At 71.7% G+C, this 18,477-nt stretch carries 20 protein-coding genes; 9 read left to right on the top strand and 11 right to left on the bottom strand.

The window, feature by feature from the left end:
* The first annotated feature begins 122 nt into the window (after positions 1-122).
* From ACLQ2U_RS17575 to ACLQ2U_RS17565, 3 genes are all read left to right on the top strand, one after another.
* A complete protein-coding gene (locus ACLQ2U_RS17575; protein WP_425751747.1) occupies positions 123-2,051 on the top strand; it encodes an RHS repeat-associated core domain-containing protein in 1,929 nt (642 codons plus the stop codon).
* A 79-nt stretch (positions 2,052-2,130) separates the two neighbouring features.
* Entirely contained in the window at positions 2,131-3,276 is a 1,146-nt protein-coding gene (locus ACLQ2U_RS17570; RefSeq protein ID WP_425751746.1) for a hypothetical protein, read from the top strand.
* A 164-nt stretch (positions 3,277-3,440) separates the two neighbouring features.
* Positions 3,441-3,794, top strand: a complete 354-nt coding sequence (locus ACLQ2U_RS17565) for a nitroreductase/quinone reductase family protein (RefSeq protein WP_425751745.1) — start codon at positions 3,441-3,443, stop codon at positions 3,792-3,794.
* Positions 3,795-3,831: 37 nt separating this feature from the next.
* Here the strand turns inward: ACLQ2U_RS17565 and ACLQ2U_RS17560 are convergent, their stop codons facing one another.
* The 4 genes from ACLQ2U_RS17560 to ACLQ2U_RS17545 form a co-directional block, all read right to left on the bottom strand.
* Positions 3,832-4,647 (bottom strand): PPOX class F420-dependent oxidoreductase, encoded by an 816-nt coding sequence (locus ACLQ2U_RS17560; RefSeq protein WP_425751744.1) that lies wholly within the window; start codon positions 4,645-4,647, stop codon positions 3,832-3,834.
* A gap of 79 nt (positions 4,648-4,726) precedes the next feature.
* The gene (locus tag ACLQ2U_RS17555; protein ID WP_425751743.1) at positions 4,727-5,089 is read right to left on the bottom strand and encodes a YciI family protein; all 363 of its coding nucleotides are present in this window, start codon (positions 5,087-5,089) and stop codon (positions 4,727-4,729) included.
* Between the two features lies 1 nt (position 5,090).
* Positions 5,091-5,753: a DUF998 domain-containing protein gene (locus ACLQ2U_RS17550; protein ID WP_425751742.1), complete on the bottom strand. Its 663-nt coding sequence runs from the start codon at positions 5,751-5,753 to the stop codon at positions 5,091-5,093.
* A 67-nt stretch (positions 5,754-5,820) separates the two neighbouring features.
* The gene (locus ACLQ2U_RS17545; protein ID WP_425751741.1) at positions 5,821-7,089 is read right to left on the bottom strand and encodes an RNA polymerase sigma factor; all 1,269 of its coding nucleotides are present in this window, start codon (positions 7,087-7,089) and stop codon (positions 5,821-5,823) included.
* A gap of 117 nt (positions 7,090-7,206) precedes the next feature.
* On the opposite strand from ACLQ2U_RS17545, the gene ACLQ2U_RS17540 reads away from it, so the two are divergent.
* From ACLQ2U_RS17540 to ACLQ2U_RS17530, 3 genes are read left to right on the top strand one after another with little or no spacing between them, the layout of a single operon-like run.
* Positions 7,207-7,635 carry a hypothetical protein gene (locus ACLQ2U_RS17540; RefSeq protein ID WP_425751740.1) on the top strand — a complete coding sequence of 143 codons (429 nt, stop codon included), beginning with the start codon at positions 7,207-7,209 and terminating at the stop codon, positions 7,633-7,635.
* Positions 7,629-7,853, top strand: coding sequence for a helix-turn-helix transcriptional regulator (locus ACLQ2U_RS17535; RefSeq protein ID WP_372433759.1), 225 nt, complete (start codon positions 7,629-7,631; stop codon positions 7,851-7,853). The genes ACLQ2U_RS17540 and ACLQ2U_RS17535 overlap by 7 nt, the downstream gene beginning before the upstream one ends.
* A complete protein-coding gene (locus tag ACLQ2U_RS17530; RefSeq protein WP_425751739.1) occupies positions 7,850-8,815 on the top strand; it encodes an NAD(P)-dependent alcohol dehydrogenase in 966 nt (321 codons plus the stop codon). Before ACLQ2U_RS17535 ends, ACLQ2U_RS17530 begins: the two co-directional genes overlap by 4 nt.
* On the opposite strand, the gene ACLQ2U_RS17525 is transcribed toward ACLQ2U_RS17530, so the two are convergent.
* The 4 genes from ACLQ2U_RS17525 to ACLQ2U_RS17510 all read right to left on the bottom strand — a co-directional run bounded on the left by ACLQ2U_RS17525 (position 8,782) and on the right by ACLQ2U_RS17510 (position 13,160).
* Positions 8,782-10,230, bottom strand: a complete 1,449-nt coding sequence (locus tag ACLQ2U_RS17525) for a hypothetical protein (protein WP_425751738.1) — start codon at positions 10,228-10,230, stop codon at positions 8,782-8,784. The two genes, ACLQ2U_RS17530 and ACLQ2U_RS17525, sit on opposite strands and share 34 nt — an antisense overlap.
* Positions 10,231-10,423: 193 nt before the next feature.
* Positions 10,424-10,594, bottom strand: a complete 171-nt coding sequence (locus ACLQ2U_RS17520) for a hypothetical protein (RefSeq protein WP_425751737.1) — start codon at positions 10,592-10,594, stop codon at positions 10,424-10,426.
* A 157-nt stretch (positions 10,595-10,751) separates the two neighbouring features.
* Entirely contained in the window at positions 10,752-12,068 is a 1,317-nt protein-coding gene (locus ACLQ2U_RS17515) for a hypothetical protein (protein ID WP_425751736.1), read from the bottom strand.
* Positions 12,069-12,254: 186 nt separating this feature from the next.
* On the bottom strand, positions 12,255-13,160 hold the full coding sequence (locus ACLQ2U_RS17510) for a hypothetical protein (protein ID WP_425751735.1): 906 nt from the start codon (positions 13,158-13,160) through the stop codon (positions 12,255-12,257).
* A gap of 226 nt (positions 13,161-13,386) precedes the next feature.
* Between ACLQ2U_RS17510 and ACLQ2U_RS17505 the strand changes: the two genes are divergently transcribed.
* From ACLQ2U_RS17505 to ACLQ2U_RS17495, 3 genes are all read left to right on the top strand, one after another.
* Entirely contained in the window at positions 13,387-14,715 is a 1,329-nt protein-coding gene (locus ACLQ2U_RS17505) for an endonuclease/exonuclease/phosphatase family protein (protein WP_425751734.1), read from the top strand.
* A 128-nt stretch (positions 14,716-14,843) separates the two neighbouring features.
* Entirely contained in the window at positions 14,844-15,212 is a 369-nt protein-coding gene (locus ACLQ2U_RS17500; RefSeq protein WP_425751733.1) for a VOC family protein, read from the top strand.
* Positions 15,209-15,661, top strand: a complete 453-nt coding sequence (locus ACLQ2U_RS17495) for a hypothetical protein (protein ID WP_425751732.1) — start codon at positions 15,209-15,211, stop codon at positions 15,659-15,661. Before ACLQ2U_RS17500 ends, ACLQ2U_RS17495 begins: the two co-directional genes overlap by 4 nt.
* Before the next feature lie 43 nt (positions 15,662-15,704).
* Here the strand turns inward: ACLQ2U_RS17495 and ACLQ2U_RS17490 are convergent, their stop codons facing one another.
* From ACLQ2U_RS17490 to ACLQ2U_RS17480, 3 genes are read right to left on the bottom strand one after another with little or no spacing between them, the layout of a single operon-like run.
* Complete coding sequence (locus ACLQ2U_RS17490) at positions 15,705-16,877, bottom strand: phosphotransferase family protein (RefSeq protein WP_425751731.1); 1,173 nt, start codon at positions 16,875-16,877, stop codon at positions 15,705-15,707.
* A 40-nt stretch (positions 16,878-16,917) separates the two neighbouring features.
* On the bottom strand, positions 16,918-17,301 hold the full coding sequence (gene yidD / locus ACLQ2U_RS17485) for a membrane protein insertion efficiency factor YidD (protein WP_425751730.1): 384 nt from the start codon (positions 17,299-17,301) through the stop codon (positions 16,918-16,920).
* Between the two features lie 36 nt (positions 17,302-17,337).
* Positions 17,338-18,477, bottom strand: coding sequence for an SGNH/GDSL hydrolase family protein (locus ACLQ2U_RS17480; protein ID WP_425751729.1), 1,140 nt, complete (start codon positions 18,475-18,477; stop codon positions 17,338-17,340).

Raw genomic sequence — 18,477 nt, 5'->3', positions numbered from 1 at the left:
AGTCGGCACCGCAGTCGCCGCATCGTCATCGGTCACGAAGGCCATCGTGGCAATCGCCGTTTTCCTAGTAACGTAAATAGGTCAAATACACACAGTACGACGCGAACAACCGCCTGGTCGGCGTGCACGACCCGAAGTCGGGTGACGCTCGGTACACGCTGGACCCCGACGGCCGCTTGTTGACCGAGGGCCTGCCCAGCGACTGGGAGCGCCGCTACCACTACGAGGGTGGGCTGCTCACCCGCTTCGAGGACCTGCGCAACGGCAAGCACGCCCGACTGACCGACCTGAGCTACGACGCGGACGGCCAGCTCAAGACAAAGGTCGAGGGCAGCGACGAATTCACCTACAGCCATGACCCGGCCGGGCAGCTCGTCGCCGTGACCAACCACGACGAGACCGTGCTGCAGGCGACGTACGACCCGGTCGGCAACCGCACCTCCATCCGGCGCGACGGCGTCGAGACCCGGTTGACCTACGACGCCGCTGACCAGCTCCTGAGCGCCGTCACCGGCACCGAGCGCGTCGACTACCGCTACGACACGTCCGGGCGCCTGGTCGAACAGTCCGACGCGGCCACGCGCCGGACCACGAGCTACAACGCATTCGGGCGACCGGATACGGTCACCTTCACCGACGGAAAAGTCACCCAGACCCGGCAACACACCTACGATGGCGACAACCTGCTGGCGGTGCTCACCTCCACCACCAAGCAGGAAGACGCCGACGCTCCGCGGACCCGGACCATGCGGTACCGGTGGAGCCGGACGGACCCGGTCGCGCAGATCCTCCAACAACGTGAGGACCCCGGGGCCGGAAGAAACGCGACGTGCCCCAACAACGACGATGGACCGGATCCCGACGGCGAGTACCGGGCCGACGCCAACTTCGTCTACGGCCATGGCCGGGTCTTCGCCGACAGCCCGTGCGGCTCCGGCACGTTCGCGCGCGACGCGTTCGGGTCGGCGATCCAGACCGGAGACACGTGGCGGTGGGCGCAGTCCAGCGAGTACGACGTCTTCGGCGTGCCCAAGCCGAACGACGCCGAGGGCTCCGGCACCGGTCAGCCACCTCTCGACCCCCGGTTCGGCTACCGCGGCGAGCTGGCCTCCGGCGGGACGATCTACCTTCGGGCCCGCTCCTACGACGCCACGGTCGGCCGGTTCACCGCCCGCGACCCGCTCGCCACTGAGGCCGGCCAGACCGACGTCGTCAGCCCCTACGCGTACGCGAACAACAGTCCGCTGAACTTCGCCGACCCGCGGGGCGAGTTCCCCATGCCGGACGACGTCCTCAACATCATCGCCGGGCTCGTCCCGTCGCTCGCCGCAGGGCAGCCGTGTCCGGAAGTGGAGAACACGCCCAACCCAAGAAGGCCCAAGTGCTTCCAGGGGATCCAGCTGATGACCCGCGGCGGTTACGACGGCAAGGAATGGGCCCTCAACGGAGCGCAGGCGCCGCTGTCGGAGATGTGGTACGCCAGGCCGAGCCAGGGGGAGAAGGCAGCCCAGGCATTCGCGATCAACGAGCTCAGCGAGCGCCGCGACGGTGCCTTCTGGGCCTTCTGGGACATGTTCGACTACGGCCTCAACATCAACGTGGACTGGGAGGTGGGCCCGAAGTCGGGCGGCTTCCAGCAACGTTCCGACGGAATATGGATCATGCCAACAAATACCTTCCGCCTCGACCTGGTCACCGACGAGAAAGACATCTACGAGGTCAAGCGGTGGGACAACGGCAAGGGCAGAGACATCGTCACCAAGGAGCTGGCGGAATACCACACGCTTGAAAAGGAATGGAACATCGTCTGGGAAGACAGCATCGAGCTGCGCGACTGGGCTGACGGCTTCGAGGTCAGCTACAGCGACGGCTTCCTCGGCCTGTTCAACCGCAAGGAGACCGACGTCCTCGTCTGGGGCACCTCCGACGCGGGGCACCTCTACTTCGACGAGGCGGAACTCGCCGACGAGGGGGCCCGGGCGAAGATGAAGGCCAAGACGGGAAGCGGACGCAACAAGGGCGGATACTGGCGGGTACCGCGACGCCGGTGACTGAAACGGCTGGCCGGACCGGTGGACGCCGGTCCGGCCAGCTCGTCCATCGCCCGACCAGACGGGAAGTGGAACCTCGATGCCCATCACGGTCCAGCCGGAACTCCTCGCTGAACTCACGACCGAGGCGACGGTGATCCTCCAGGTTCGCTCGACGGCCGATCCCAGCCTCATTCTCGCGGCGATGCGCGCGTCTCAGCCGGACCTGTGGGAGCTTGAGGGTGACCAGCCCGACGAGACTGGTCCCAAGTCCATCTCCAGGCCCGTCCCGCTGCCCGACGGCCCGGCGATGATGATGGACCTCGGATCGACACCGTTGCCGGCGGCGCAGACCATCCCCTCTCTGCTGACCCGACGGCTCGAGGACGCCGGCGTCCACGACGCCGAGATCGGGCTGGCGGACCGGGGACCGCGGGCCGGCCGATATCACCTGATCTCCCGGTTCACCCCGGCGGCTCGCGCACTGCTGCGCCTGCCGCTGGGCGATGGCCGGCCCGAACCGCAGAGGTGGCTGCTCGACATCGCGGCACAGTGGTTGCATGCTGAACACCACCCCGAGGCTCAGCTCTCCGGGACCATTCTCGCCGTCGATGTGCCCCTCACCTGGCGGAGCATCCGCCCGATCATGGGGCCGGCCTTCGAGGCCGACGGCTTCGCGAGAATGATCAGCACCGACCTGGCCAGCTCGGCGGCGACCACCACCATCAACAACTCGGACAACGCCATGTCCCTCACGGTGGCCGGCGCACGATGGAGCGACGCTGAGGTCGCTGAGCGGATGCGCCGGCAACGCGACCTGATCCGCGGTCACGCCGCCAGCCTCGCCTGGGCGGGGGTGATGACCGAGACGTACCCCACCTGGCACTCGACGCGCTGGCAGGACCCCGGCCCGTACCAGCATGTCCGACCGGGCCAACCCAACCCGAGGCGGCACGGCGTCGACATGCTCCGCGACTTCCTCGTGCCGGACGCCATGTGGTACCAGGTCCTCTCCCCCGGGCACCTGGACCGGCTCGGCGGCCCGCCCCCTGGTGCCGTGCCGTTGACGGCCGACCGCTTCGAGGTGACCATCGGTGAGCCGGAACAGTGGCTCCCCGACCACGCCGACCGCTACCGGGTCATCGAACGGGGCCGCGAACTGCTCGCCGGCTGCCTGATTCCGTACAACGAAGCGCAGGTGCTGAGCCAGGAGCGCAACCGGCTCCATTACCGACACTCAAGCTGACGACAGCAGCCCGACGAACACCAGGGCGGTCCTGCGGCTGGTGAGGTGCCCGTGACGGTTGCTGCTGCCGGGGTCCCGGAACCTGCGGCGAGCTCCCCAAAAGGTCCATAGCCTGGCAAGCGGGAGCACGTCGGGGGATCTCGGAGGACACCATGACCGAAGCCGTGAGGGAAGCGCTTGACGGCGCCAGCGAGGTAGAGATCACCGTGACCGGCCGGAAGACCGGACGGCAGATCTCGCACCCCGTGTGGTTCGTGCAGGAGGAAGACAGCGTCTTCCTGGTCCCGATCACCGGCTCGGACAGCGACTGGTACAAGAACGTCCGACGGACGCCGATGATCCAGGTGGCCTCGAACGGAACGGCGTTGAGCACGAGCGCCACACCGATCACCGACGCCGACCGGGTCCACCACGTGGTGGAGATGTTCCGCGACAAGTACGGCGCGGATCAGGTGGAGGCGCACTATCCCAAGCGCGATGTCGCCGTTCAGGTCGCGCTGGGTGAGTCCCGACCGTGAGGCGGAACCGGCCCGGGATTGAGGCAGGCGCGGCAGATCACGTGTTGGCAGGGCGCTTGTCCGACGTGATCCTCTGATTCTCGGCAGGCGTCAGCTCGAAGTGCACCGTACGCCCGGCCTTCCGCCGCCCGAGGCGGTGCGTCAGCGGCACCAGCACCCCGTGCAGCATCGGTTGCTTCCGCATCAACGCCCGGCTGGCCGCCTCGTACTCCGCCCCGCTCAACCGCCGAGCCACCGCCTCCACCGCCACCCCGGTCGGCTTGCCCAGCGCCGTCGACGGCGCCACGGTCACCCGCGGGTTGTTCCGCAGCCGCACGGTCTTCCACGCCTTCTCGAAGCTGCGCACGTACGCCCGCTCTCCGACCACCGCGATGCTCACCGGCGTCGGCACCGCCGTCCCGTCCCGCTTGAACGTCGTCAATACCACCGTCTTCTGCCGGACCAGGCCAGCCCAGGCCGGGGAAGCGGAGGGCGACACGTACCCGACCACCCAGCCCAGCTCCCGCAGCCGGAACACCAGCGCGACCAGCGCCACGACAGCGGTCAGCAGTACCAGCACGGTCTGCCCGGCACTGCCGCCGAGATCCGCGTCCACGACGTGCGCGACCGTGTGCGCGATGCCGCCGACCAGGTATCCGGCGAGCGCCACCGCCAGCGCGTCGGCCCAGATGAGCGCCAGCAGCAGGGTCACCCCGATGCCGAGCTGGAACGCCCCCACGTCGTGCACGAAGTGTTCCTGCGGCGGAAAGTCGACCGCCGAGCTGAACGAGGAAGGACCCACCAGCGCCCACACCCCGACGACGACCGCCGCCAGGCCGAGCAGCGCGACCATGGCCCGCACGATGCTTCTCATGCCCGGATGACGTGCCACCGCCAGAAGATGTGACAAGAAGGGAGCCGGCCTGGAGGCCGGCTCCCCGCAGCACAGAACGTCAGGGCTGCTCGTGGACCCGCCGCACGTCCACCTCGACGTCGATCCCGTGCTGTACGAAGACGTCGGTGAACCGCTTGCCCCACTCCACCGCCTCCTCGCGGGACCGCACGTCGACCAGCGCGAACCCGGCGATGAGTTCCTTGGTCTCGGTGAACGGCCCGTCGGTGACGGTGGTCTTGCCCTTCTCCACGGTGATCCGGGCCGCCTCCTGCTTGCTGGAGCAGAGCCCTTCCGCGGCGAGCAGCACCCCGGCCTGGACGACCTCCTCCATGAAGGCGCCCATCGTCTTGATGAACTCGGGGCTCGGGTCGAAGTTGCCGGGGACGTCCTCGTCCAGCTTGTGCATGAGCATGTACCGCATGTCAGTGATTCCTCTCGGTGAGGGTGTGGGCGGACACGGCGGTGAGCCACCCGAAGATGAAGACCGAGCCCAGCGCCATCCGGACGCTGATGCTGTCCTGGTCGGGCCAGGCCATGACGACGACGGTCGCCAGGGCGCAGGCCAGGGAGAAGACCGCCCAGCCGCGCCGGCCGGTGCGCAGGTATCGGCGGGCGAAGACCAGGCAGGCGATGGTGAGGGACCCGAAGGCCAGCATGGCCCCGCCGCCGTGACCGATGGCGTGCCAGCTCAGCGAGTCGGGCGAGCCTTCGGGCGCGCCGGCCGGCCAGCCCATGCTGGGGTCGGAGGGCATCACCCCGGCGACGACCAGGCCGATGCCGAAGACCGCCACCAGCGCGGGGCCCCACGTCCCGGCCGGCGTTGCCCGCGGCGCCCGTCGGAGCCCGGCGGCGCCGGCGAGGGCCAGCAGCCCGGTGAGTACGAAGTTGGCGGTCTGGATCCAGCCGTGCTCGCCGAGGGCGAGCAGGCTGAGCGGCTGTCGGCTCAGGTCGAACCCGTCCCGGGTGAGCACCTGGGCCGTGGCCACCACCCCGAACACCGGCCCGGTGGCGATTCCGGCCGCGAGCAGGGTCCGCGTCGACAGGGCGCCGGTGACCCCGCTTCGCGGCATCGTCGTACTGGTCATCTCGATCTCCTCGTCATCGGCTCTCACTGACGCGTCGATCGGGTCGGCCGGGATCCGACATCACCTCTCAAGATTTTTTCTGCCGGTCACAGGCGGCGGCGCGGTCGAGCAGCAGCGCCCGCTCCCGTTCGTTGCCCGTCAGGGAAGCGGCACGCTCAAATTCCAACCGGGCCTCGTCGTGGCGGCCGAGCTTGGCGAGCAGGTCGCCGAGCACGCTGGGCAGCAGGTGGTAGTTGGCCAGCGCCGGCTCGTTGGCCAGGGCGCGGGCCAGCTGCAGGCCGGCGGCGGGGCCGTCGGCGAAGGAGACCGCGACGGCCCGGTTGAGCTCCACCACGGGCGAGGGCACGAGCCGAGCCAAGGTCGCGTAGAGCGCGGCGATCCGCGCCCAGTCGGTCTCGGCGGGGGTACGCGCCCGAGCGTGGCAGGCGGCGATCTCGGCCTGGATGGCGTACGGGCCGGGGGTGCCGCCGAGCGCCCGGGCCCGGTCGATGGCGGCGAGCCCGCGGCGGATGAGCAGCTGGTCCCAGCGGCTGCGGTCCTGGTCGTTGAGGAGGACGGGTTCCCCGTCGGGGCCGGTGCGAGCGGCGGTGCGAGACGCCTGGATCTCCAGCAGCGCGGCGAGGCCGTGCACCTCGGGCTCGTCGGGCATCAGCCCTTGCAGGATGCGGGCCAGCCGCAGCGCCTCCTCGCTGAGCGCCGGGCGCATCCAGTCGTCGCCGGCGGTGGCCGAGTAGCCCTCGTTGAAGATCAGGTAGATGACCTCCAGCACGGAGTCGATCCGTTCGGCGCGTTCGGCGGGGTCGGGGACCTCGAACGGCACCTGGGCGGCGGCGAGGGTCTGCTTGGCGCGGGTGATCCGCTGGCCGACGGTGGCCTCGGTGGTGAGGAAGGCGCGGGCGATCTCGGCGGTGGTGAGGCCGCCGACCAGCCGGAGGGTGAGCGCGGCCCGAGCGATCGGCGAGAGGACCGGGTGGCAGGCGACGAAGATCAGCCGGAGCAGGTCGTCCTCGATGGGTTCCTCGACGGCGGCGTCGAAGTCGGGGGTGAACTCCTCGCCGCCGAGGTCGCGGCCGAGTTCGGCGACCTTGCGGTCCTCGGTCTGCCGGCGGCGCAGCGCGTCGATGGCCCGGCGCTTGCCGACGGTCATCAGCCAGGCGCCCGGGTTGGCCGGTACGCCGTCGCGCGGCCACGTCTCCAGCGCGGCGACGAGGGCGTCCTGGGCCAGCTCCTCGGCCTGCCCGACGTCGCGGACCAGCGCGGCCAGGCCGGCGACCACCCGGCCGGACTCCATCCGCCAGACCGCCTCGACGGTACGGCGCGCCTCGGACTCCCCCATGGCCACTCATCAGAGCAGCCGGGTCCGACCTTTCCAAGTACGTAAAGAATTCTTGACATCGTGTCGGCTGTGCTTGACACTCGTGGTGTCAAAGATTCTTTACCTGGGGAGAGCTCGGTGGCCTTCGAGGAGAAACGCGCCTGGATCATGGCACTGGTGGCGGTCGCCGGCTATGCCGCGTACGTGATGGTGGTCCTCGGTCGCGCGGACGGCGACCCGCTCGCGGACGTCTCCTACGCGGGCCCGCTGCTGGCCACGGTCGCCGGGGCGATCGTCGCGTCGATCGCGCTGAACATCCTGGTCTCGATCGTCTCGCCCGAGGGGGCGAACGAGAAGGACCAACGGGACCGGGAGATCCACCGGCTCGGCGAATACATCGGCCAGTCCTTCGTGATCGTCGGCGGCGTCGCGGCCCTGGCGATGGCGCTCGCCGACTGGGACCAGTTCTGGATCGCCAACGTCATCTACCTGTGCTTCGTGCTGTCGGCGGTGGTCGGCTCGGTCGCGAAGATCGTCGCCCACCGGCGAGGGTTCCAGTCGTGGTGAAGCCGACCCGGATCACCAACACCATCCGGGCGCTGCGCTTCGCCCACGACGAGATGACCCAGGCCGAGCTGGCCCGCCGGATCGGCGTGACCCGGCAGACCGTCATCGCCATCGAGCAGGGCCGCTACTCGCCCTCGCTGGAGATGGCCTTCCAGATCGCCGCCGTCTTCGGCGTACCGCTGACCGACGTGTTCCAGTACCCGCAGGAGGAATCGTGAAGGCCATCGTCCAGCACCGGTACGGCCCGGCCGACCTGCTCCGCCTCACCGACGTCGACCCGCCGACCGCCGGCCCCGGCCAGGTGCTCGTGCGGGTCCGCGCCGCCGGCGTCGACCCCGGCGTCTGGCACCTGATGACCGGCCTGCCCTATCCGGTACGCCTCGGCTACGGGCTGCGCCGCCCCCGCAACCCCGTCCCCGGCCTGGACCTGGCCGGCCTCGTCACCGCCGTCGGCCCCGGCGTCACCGGGTTCACCCCCGGCGACGCGGTCTACGGCACCGGCGCCGGCAGCTTCGCCGAGTACGCCCTCGCCCCCGCCGCCCGGCTCGCCCCGAAACCCGCCAACCTCACCTACGCCGAGGCAGCGGCCGTCCCCGTCTCCGGGCAGACCGCGCTCACCGCCGTCCGCGACGCCGCCCGGGTACGCCCCGACCAACGGGTCCTCGTCATCGGCGCCGGTGGCGGCGTCGGCTCGTACGCCGTCCAGCTCGCCCGCGCCGCCGGCGCGCACGTCACCGGCGTCTGCGGGCCCGGCAAGCTCGACCTGGTCCGCTCCCTCGGCGCGGACGACGTCGTCGACTACACCCGCGCCGACCTCCCCGACCAGCGGTACGACGTCGTCGTCGACACCGCCGGCAACCGGCCGCTGTCCCCGCTGCGGCGGGTGCTCACGCCGAAGGGGACCCTCGTCCTGGTCGGCGGGGAGGCGAGCGACGGGAAATGGTTGCAGGGCTTCGACCGGCAGCTGCGGGCGCTGGCACTGTCCCCGTTCGTCGGGCAGCGGCTGGTGCCGCTGGTGGCGAAGGAGAGCACGCAGAACTTGGTGGCGCTGACCGGGCTGATCGAGGCCGGCCAGGTCACCCCGGTCGTCGACCGGACCTGGCCGCTGGCCGGGGCGCCCGACGCCATCCGCCACGTCAAGGGCGGTCACGCCACCGGCAAGGTCGTCGTCACCGTCTGACGTTGCGCCGCCCCGCCGGGCGCGGCGGCGGGTGGCAGCGCAGTGGCCGGCGGCAGGACGGGGCCACCATGGAACGCCATCCCGTAGACCGGCTGCTTCCTTCCCGGTCGGTCGGGACAGGAGCCGTACCGGCCGCCCACCATGCCCACCGTTCCGTCGCCGCACTGCGTGAGGTAGCCGTGACCCGCCCAGAATCCGTCCACGCAGACGAAGTAGCCGCACACCTCGACGGCCGGCTCGTGGATCAGCGAGCCGCCGCAGTAGGTGTAGCCGAACGGGTTCTCCGGCGCCCCACATCGCTGCACGGGAGTCGGAGTGGGAGTAGGAGTCGGAGTAGGCGAGGCCGGCGGGGGGGCCGTCGGACCCAGGGTCGGCGAGGGCATGCCGCCCGGGGTGGGCACCCGCCCGGGCGGCCCGGCGGTCTGCGGCACCGGGGTGGTGGCCCGGTCGGAGGGAAGCGGCGCGCGGCGATCGACCGGCGGGGGCATGAACCAGCCGCCAGCCAGGCCAGCGGGCGCCGGACGGGGAGCGACCCTGCCCGGCGCGACTGGATCGGCGGCAGGGGCGCTGCTGGCCGCCGGGCCGATGCTGGTGTCGGCACCCGGGGTGGTGGTGACCACGACGCCGCCGTCGGTGGAGAGGGCGGTGGGCGGCTGGCCGGTCGGGTCCGAGTCGGCCATCGCCGCGAACGCGGCGAGGGCGACGAGCGCCACGCCCGCGGCGACCGCGGGGCGGGTGAGGCGGTGGTACCCGGGGGCCTGCGTGGCGCTGACCAGCACCGGCGCCGCCGGCGGTAACCGTCGGCTGGCGACCACCGCGTCGTCGAGCCGAGTGAGGACGGCGTCACGCTGCCCGGTGGCGTCGGCGTACGCCATGGTCAGTCGCAGCCGGAAGCGGGCCGCGGCACCCCGGGGCACCCGGAGGCCGGCCACCAGCGCACCGTTGGACCCGTGCAACAGGGTGACCGGCACCGCCGGATGGTGCGTCAGACCGCCCAGTTGCCCGTACGTCCACTCGCGGGTCCTCTTTCGACTCACCAGGACGACGCGGCGGTCGGTGACCACGGCGGTGCCGGCGTCGGTCACCCGGCTGCCCTCGGGCATCGGGGGTGCGGTGTCCGGGTGCGCGACGGGGATCGCGGACAGTTCGGGGTGGGGCAGGTCCACGTGGCGCGGCACGGTGACCAACCCGGTCGACGGCTGGACCGCCACGACGGTTTCGTCGAATGCCAGGTCCAGGGGCAGGGCCGGCCGGATCGTCGGAGCGTCCTCGGCGGCGGCCCGCAGGCGTTGCAGGGCTACGCCCCGCAGGCACCAGGCCTCGACGGCGTCCTCGTGGGCACGTCGCCGCCGCGCGTTCTCCCGCTTGGCCCACCGGGCACGCCAACCCGAACCGATCCTGTCCACATGCGTCACTTCGGGTCACCTCTTACGAAGATGTTTCGGCGTCGTAAGTGGTACAACCGCTGAGGCCGCCACAGGTCACGCCCTCCTGTCCACCGTGGCGGGTGGTTTTGCGGGCGCGGAGCGGATCAGCTGGTGATCGTGACGGCGACCGGCAGGCCCTGCTGCACCTCGAGCACCAGCATGTCTCCCGGCACCGAGGTGTTCACGGGCGGGCCGCGCGCCGGCGGAGAACCATGCGGCGGGCGCGCGCCCGCAGCTCCCGCGCCGTCTGGCCCAGCTCGAACGCGATCCGGGCCGCCTCGTACGCCTCGGCGGCCCCCGGCTCCGCCATCCGCCGCTCGCGCAGGTCGTCCCACTCGGCCCGATCATCCATCACTGGGTCCCTCCACCATGCCCGCTCTGCCAGCCATCGCTCCAGAGCCCAACGAGGGTCAGCGCGCCGGGTGGTGGTGCTGTTCGTCACGTCCTGTTCCCACGCGGTGATCGATCTGTCGCACTCGGGTAGCCCTGGGCATGGCATGAAACGCGGACTATGCGTCGTAGACCGTCCGCCAGGTGCCGCTGTGCTCGGCGCAGGGGCCGCGCTGAACCCCCGTCATGCTCACCATGCCGTCCTGACACTGGACCATGTAGCCCTTGCCGTTCCAGAACGTGTCAACGCAGTCGAAGTAGCTGCAGACGTCGCTGGCCGGGTCGTCGACGTAGGAGCCCCCGCAGTAGTTGTAGCCGTACGGGTTTTCCGGGGCGCCGCAGCGGTCCCCCGGCGTCGGGCTCGGCGATCCCGGCGAGGCGGTCGGGCTTGGGGTTGATGGGTCGGAACTGGTGGTGGGAGTCGGCCTTCCGGGGGGCGTGACCGGCGGGCCACCCGGAGGCGCGGAAACTCCCGGGCCGGCGGCCGTTGTTCCGGCTGCCGGGCCGGAGCCAGTCGCGCCCGCGGCCGTCGTGCCGGGCGTCCCGGTGCCGGGGGTGGCGGCGGCGGAGCTGGCCGCCGTCCCGATGGCGGTGTCAGCTTCGGGCGCGGTCGACCCGACCGGCGCGGCACCGGCACCGACCTCCGCGCTCACCACCGCCTCGGGCCGCTGCGGCGCGGACCAGCGGACCGCGCCGACGACCGCCGCCAGGGCGATGGCCACCGCAACGGCGGCGACGAGTGACGGACGCGCGAGGCGGGCGCTCGCCGGCGCCTGGGCCGGCGTGGCCGCCGCCGGCGTCGGCGGTCGCGTACGCCAATGGGCGGCTACCGCCTCGTCGAGCCGGTCAAGGACGGCGTCCCGCTCCCCGATGGCATCGGCGTACGCCAGGGTGAGCCGCAGCCGGAAGTCGGACGCGGCGGCGGACGGCACCCGTATGCCGAACATCTCCGCGGCGTCGTGCGTGTGCAGCAGCGTGAACGGCGCCGCCGGGTCGTGCGCGATGCCGCTCAACTGCGGGTACGTCCACTCGCGAGTCCCGCCTCGTCCGAGCAGGAGGATCCGGCGGTCGGTCACCACGGCCATCCCGGCGTCAGCCACCCTGGTTTTCGTGGGCAGTCGTGGCGGGCGGGCCGTGCGCTCGACGGGAACGACGGTCAGCTCGGGCGTGGGCAGACCGGCGGTGTGGCGGGCCGCGACCTCGATGAGTTCCGCCGCCGGCAGAACGGCGAAGACGACCTCGCCGTCGTCCAGCGCGACCGGCAGGCCCGCCGGCGCTTCCACCCAGCCCTCGGACTCCTCCGCCTGGGCACACAGCTGCCGCAGGTCAGCATCGCGCCGCAGCCAGGAGTCCTCGGCGGCCTCGTAGGCGTCGCGCCGCCGCTCGCTCTCGCGCCTGGCCCACCGGGCCCGCCATCCCGAACCGGTCCCGTCCATCCCTGTCACCCGGGCCGCCTCTCATCACGAAGGGGTTCCGCGTCGTACAACCGCGCCGGGCAGCGTAGGACACGCCGTCGCCATCGATGCAATTTGACTTGTTGCGGTATCACCTCAGATGTCCGATACCTCGGATGCCGGACCGGTGGGGCCGTGGGTGCTCCACCGTCCCCCACAAAGGGAGGGTCACCCGGTGATCGTGAGCGGGACCGGCGTGCCCTGCTGCACCTCGAGGACGGCCCGTTCCCCCAGCGGACGGGTCAGCTCGGCGGTGGCGCTACGCGGTGCCCCGATCGAGAGGCACGCCTCACCGTCCGCATGCGGGTGCGCGATGACGATGACGACGACCGCGTTGTCCGACTCGACGGCCTCCGCGCTGTAGTCGATGCCGCACGGCTGGCTGGCCGGGCCGGGTGAGCCGGTGAAGGACACCGTCAGCTGCCTGCTGGACGTGGTCGTGGTCGCCGACTCGATCGCCAGGCCACCCGAGTGGTAGGGATCCCACGACGGTGGCGTCACCGTGAGGATGGCCGAGCTGGCGACGGCCGGCCGGGTGACTCGTACCGCCGTGCCTTTGAGGGTGTATTCCCACGCCGGGACCGTCGCGGGGCCGCGGGTGGTCTGGATCCGCGTCGTGGTCAGCCGCGCGCCGGTGACCTCCAGCGGTGCGCAGTCGGGGCAGTCCCCGGTGCCCGCCGCCCTCAGCTGGCTGAGCGCCTGCTCGGCGGAGACCAGGGGAACCGTGCGGGTCGTACCGTTTTCCCAGACGACCTTTCCCGTCGCGCCCGGCGGGCCGGGCAGCGCGGTGGCGACCTGGACCGAGCCGGCCAGCAACGCCGCCTTGTTGTTCTCGTTCGTCGGCTCCCAGTCACCCCGCTGCCCGGTCAGGTCCCCGACCGGAACGAAGCGTTGCCCGCCACCGGCGTCGTGGACCGCCTTGTCGTACCTGACCAGGGCGTCACGCGCCTGCTGGTGCAGCCTCTCCACGTCATCCCCGGCCGGGCCGTCCTGGATCGGACCGCCCGCAACCGGGCCGCAACCGCCGAGCAGGACCACCGCCGTGATCCAGGGCAGCCAGCGCCGTCCCGCCATCCCCGCTCACCTCCACTTCTCTGACGTGCGAGGAGCCCCCGAGGGTTCCGGCGAATCGGCTGGCCCACAACGTCCGGTCGCGGGCCGAGGTCGACATCGTGCTGGGCGACGCCGTCGACGCTTACGCCCGGCTGTCGCAGCCGGCGACTGAGACGTTTTACGCCGGCTGCTTCACCGACCCGGACGGCCACGTCTGGGAGATCGCCTACAACCCGGGCTTCCCGCTGTGCTCGACGCGGACGCCGACGTCATCGTCGATTGCCCGTACCGGTTGGCGGGTGGGGCCGAACCGCCGATATCTACGGCTATCCCTGACCGCCCGTGCGGCGATACCGTGCACGCACCGCCTCGGGCCGCGCGCCGCCGACAGGTCGCGACGCCGCCTTGCGGGTCCCCGCACCGCACCACCAGATCGATCTCACGTCCGACGCCGGCGTTGTCGCCGGGAGAGAGAGGATCGAACAGGATGCCCCGGACACCCCCCATTTCCCGCTGGCGAGCGGCGCGAGTGACCCTCGCAGCCGCCATCGCCCTGGTCAGCCTCGGCATTTTCGGCGCGCCCGTTCAGGCCCAGGGACAGTCCAAAGTCACCGTGATGACCCGGAACCTCTATCTGGGTGGCGATCTGACGCCGTCCATCGGCGCGCCGACGACGCAGGCGTTTCTGGCCGCGAACTCCGCGCTGTTCAGCCACGTCGGCCTGGTCGACTTTCCCGCCCGGGCGAAACTGCTCGCTCGGGAAATCACCGAGAACAAGCCGGATCTGGTCGGACTGCAGGAGGTCGCCCTGTGGCGCACGGGCACGTTTGGTGACCCCGGACCGGCCATCGACATCCGGTACGACTACCTGGCGCTGCTGATGGACGAGCTGAGCCGGTCCGGTCACGCGTACGACGTCGCGGTCGTACAGGCCGAGGCCGATCTGGAGGCGCCCGCGGGCGCGCCGCACTACCTGGACGTACGGCTCACGATGCGCGACGTCATCCTGGTGCGCCACGGCGGCCGGGTGAAGGTGACCGACTCCTCGTCCGGCAACTTCGTCAACAACCTCACGTTCACGCTCGCGGCAACGAACGGGACCGTAACCAGCACCCGCGGTTGGACCGCGGTGGACGTGGTGCACGGGCAACGCCCGTTCCGGTTCGTGAACACCCACCTGGAGGCCTTCCACCCCGGTATCCGTGTGCTGCAGGCGCACGAACTGCTGGCCGGCCCGCTGGCCTCGGCGCCCGGTGACGTCATCCTCGCCGGTGACCTCAACACCGGCCCCGACCTGCCCGTCGCCGCAAACCGGCTCGCCTACGCGGCGCTGGTGGCCGGCGGGATGCACGACACGTGGCAGATCCTGCATCCGGATCAACCCGGCTACACCGCGGGTCTGGGCGATGACCTGAACCAACCCGCCGACAACGTCGAACACCGCATCGACATGGTCCTGTTCCGGGGGGCGGTCGTGCCCGTCTCGAGCCTCATCTTCGGGGCCGAGCGGCAGACCCCCGACGGCCGGTGGGCATCGGACCACCTCGGCTACCTGGCCGTGCTGGCCCTGCAGTAACGACGAAACGCTCCTCCGGGCTGGCGCCGACGCGCCAGCCCGGAGTTGACGCTGGCGCAGGGCGCCTCTGGAAGTGTCACAGCCCGCCCCTAGCCTTACGCTGACCGCAGTCGAAGGAGGCCGCTCCCATGCTCGACCACCTGGGCATCCAGACCCGTGACGTGTTCGCCACCGCCGCGTTCTACGACGCCGTCCTCGCTCCGTTGCGCGCGCGCCGGCTGATGGAGTTCGGCGACGTGATCGGCTATGGCGTCGACCGGCCAGACTTCTGGCTCAGCCCCATGACGTCCGCCGGTGAGGCCCACGAGGCGCACATCGCCTTCACCGCCCCGGATCGCGCCGCCGTGCAGGCGTTCCACGACGCCGCGGTCGCCGCCGGCGCGGAAGTGCTGCACGCTCCCCGGGTATGGCCGGAGTACCACCCGACCTACTTCGGCGCGTTCGTCCGCGACCCGGACGGCAACAACGTCGAGGCCGTCTGCCACGCCCCCGAGTGACCAGCGTGTCCCTGCCGCGGGGGTGGGTGTCCTACCGGGGCGACCAGCTCGCCGCCACGCCACCGGTGGCCGCGGTGCTCGACCGTGCCCCGCGGGTGCTGCTGCCGATCGCCGGCCCCGACCTGCCCGACACCGCGCTCCCCCGGGAGGACCTCTGCAAGGTCCTCTACCTCGGCACGGGCGACGGTCTGACCTGGGTGCTCAGCCTCGGTGACGAGGTGAAGCCGGTGGTGGACGCGGGCTGCGACCTGGTCGACGACGACCTCCTCGAGGAGGCGCTCGCCGCGCAGCCGGACGTGGACGAGGTCTGGCACGTCGACCGGGAGGTCTTCGAGGTGAGCCTGAGCCGTGCCCTGCCGGCCGACGAGGTGCTCGCCCGGTGGGTCGACGCGATCGTCACCGCGCACCGCGAGCTGGCCAGCCGGCGCGGCATCGAGCTGCCCTACTGATCCCGAGGCTCGCCGGCCGCCCGGCGCGCCAGCCGGTGAGGGCTCAGGCCGGCGACGGCTCCGCCACCACCGCCGCCGCCCGCGCCAGGCATTCCGGCACGTCGGCGTCGTGGTAGACCCGTTCGCTCGGCTCGATCCCGGCGAGGAACGCCGCGTACACCGCGGCTATCCGCCACCACAGCACCGGCCGCAGCAGCTCCACGGCCCGCTCCGGCTCGCACCCCGGCACGCTGGCCAACCACCGCGCGCACCACGCCGCCAGGTGCGATGCGGCGGAGGCCGCGTCCAGTTCGAGGGTCAGCTCCAGGATGTCGAAGGCCGGGTGCCCGACGAACGAGTCGCCCCAGTCGATGATCGTGCGCCGCTGCCCGTCGCTGCGTACGTTGCCGGGGTGCAGGTCGCCGTGCACCAGCGTGTCCGGCAGCCCGCACCGCCGTACCTCGTCCAGCCGCGCCTCCAGGTCGTCCGGCAGTGTGCCGTGCGGGGCGAGCGTCGACCGCAGCCACCGGGCCAGGGCGGGGCCGCGCCGGTCCGGCACGCCCGCCGCCACCAGCTCGTCGACGTCGCGCAGCGCGCGTACCTGAAGGGTGTGGTGGTCGGCGGCGATGGCGGCGCGTTCGGCGGCGTCGGCCCCGTAGCGGTCCTCGCCGGGCACGTGGTCCAGCAGCATCCGACCGTCACCGTCGTCGGCGAGCAGGGTCGGACCGATTCCGGGTACGGCCCGGCCGAGCCAGCGCAGCACCGCCGGCTCGTGCCGGAAGAAGGCCGGCACCTGCTTGAGCCACGCGGTGCCGTGCGGCCCGTCGAGCCGCCAGATCGCCGACAGGTTCCAGGTCCGCTGCTGCGTCACCCGGGTCGCCGGCCGCCCGAACCGGTCGAGCGCGGCGGTGGCCCAGGCCACGCTGGCCGCCGGTCCGCCGGGCTCGGCGTAGGGCAGGCGCAACGGGTGCGGTGACAGGTCGGCGTCCATCGGGGACAATGGCGACCTCGGCGGAGCCGCCACCTCCGCGAGGTACGTGACCCGGCCGCCGGGCGGGGCGGGACGCTCGGCGGTCAGCAGCCGCAGCACGGTCACCTCGACGCCGTACTTCCGCCGGGCGCCCGCCACCACCGACTCGGCTTCCTGCCACCAGGGGCTCGGCACCTCGAACGGTGGCAACGCCCCCAGCGGCCGACCAGCGGGGTCGACCAGGGCGAGGGCCACGGTACGGGTCACGCCCGGACGGTAGCCCCGGCGGCGCGACCCGGGCGAGCGGTTATCCGCGCACCGGGTCGTGGGTACCGCGCGGCGCGCTGGGCTTGCAGCGGCGAAGCCGGTCGGCCGCCATCCGCCCACCGACCGCGAGGCCGTACCGCTCGACGGCGGTCAGGCCGTACGCGCTGCACGTCGGGGTGAACCGGCACTGGCCGGGCCAGCGGTGCGACAGCCAGCGCCGGTAGCCGAGGATCGCCGCCCGGCCGGCCCGGTCGACGACGGGTGCGCGGCTGACCTGGGCAGTGGTCGCGCCGAGGGTGAGCAGGAAGGAGAAGAGGCCGAAGTCGCAGCAGGCCGGGCCGTCGCAGCTGCAGCTGGGGTCGCACCAGTCGCGCTTCTTCTTCGACTTGCGCCGCTTACGCTTGAGGTTGATCACGCCGTACATCGTGTGACTTCCGCGCAAGGGATCCGCCAAACCACACTACGCGACGAAGGACAGAGCGGGACGGATCAGCTTCAGGTCCACCGCGTCGGCCATCGCCTGGTAGCCCGCGTCGCTCGGGTGCAGGTGGTCGCCGGAGTCGTATACCGGCAAGAGCCGCAGCGGTTGCCCCGGGTCCCGGATCGCGGCGTCGAAGTCGACGACGCCGTCGAACTCATCCGTGCCGCGGATCCACTCGTCTACCGCGGCCCGGACCGCCTCCCGCTCGGGCGTCCATTTCGGCCAGCCCTTGAACGGAGTGATGGTGCCGCCGACCACCCGCAGCCCGCGGTCGTGGGCGCGCAGCGCAACCTGCCGGTACGCGGCGATCAGCTGGCCCGGATCGTACTCCGAGGGGTCCTGCTGGAGGTCGTTGACTCCCTCGAGCAGAACGACCGTGCGCACCCCGGTGCGGGACAGCACATCGCGGTCCAGCCGGGCCAGCGCGTTGACGCCCTGTCCCGGGTTGGACGCGTCGAGCAGCATCCGGTTTCCGCCGATGCCGGCATTGAGCACCCCGAACCGCTCCTCCGGCGGACCGGCCAGCATCCGTGCGGCCAGGTAGTCGGGCCAGCGGTGGTCGGCGTCGTCGGCGGAGCCGGTGCCGTCGGTGATCGAGTCGCCGAAGCAGACAACCGCCGCGTCCGCCTCGGTCCAGACGTCCAGGCCGGCCAGCAGCCAGAAGGACGTCGTACGACGCGAAAAGACATCGCCGGTCGCGACCTCGGTGCGAGCACCGTCCGCCATCCACCCCGTCGCGTGCGCACTCTCGTGGTACGTCAGCGGACCGGTCGGACCTGGCAGGTGGCTGCTGACGATCAGGTCGCCGCCTGCGGGCACGGAGAACCGGACCGGGTCGGAGAGGATCTCGGCGCCGGCTGGCACCCGGACGACGGGGAAACCGGAAAAGGTGACCGGGGTCAGCGTCGCCGGATCAACGTCCCCGGGCTGGGCGCCAGGCCGGGCGAGCGTGGTGGAGCGGACCACCAGCGGGGCCGTGCCGTACACGTTGGTCAGCCGCAGTCGCACCGTTTCGCCACCGACCGAGACGTGCACGCGCTGCCGCAGCGTAACGTCGGTGAGCCCGGCCAGGGCGGTTCCGGAGGACGGCACCGCCACGGCGGTGGCCCAGGTACCCAC

Source organism: Micromonospora sp. DT47 (assembly GCF_049844475.1).
In the GTDB taxonomy this organism is placed as follows: Bacteria; Actinomycetota; Actinomycetes; order Mycobacteriales; family Micromonosporaceae; genus Micromonospora.
The sequence above is the reverse complement of the archived record's forward strand: the minus strand, read 5'-3'. Positions and strand labels throughout refer to the sequence as shown.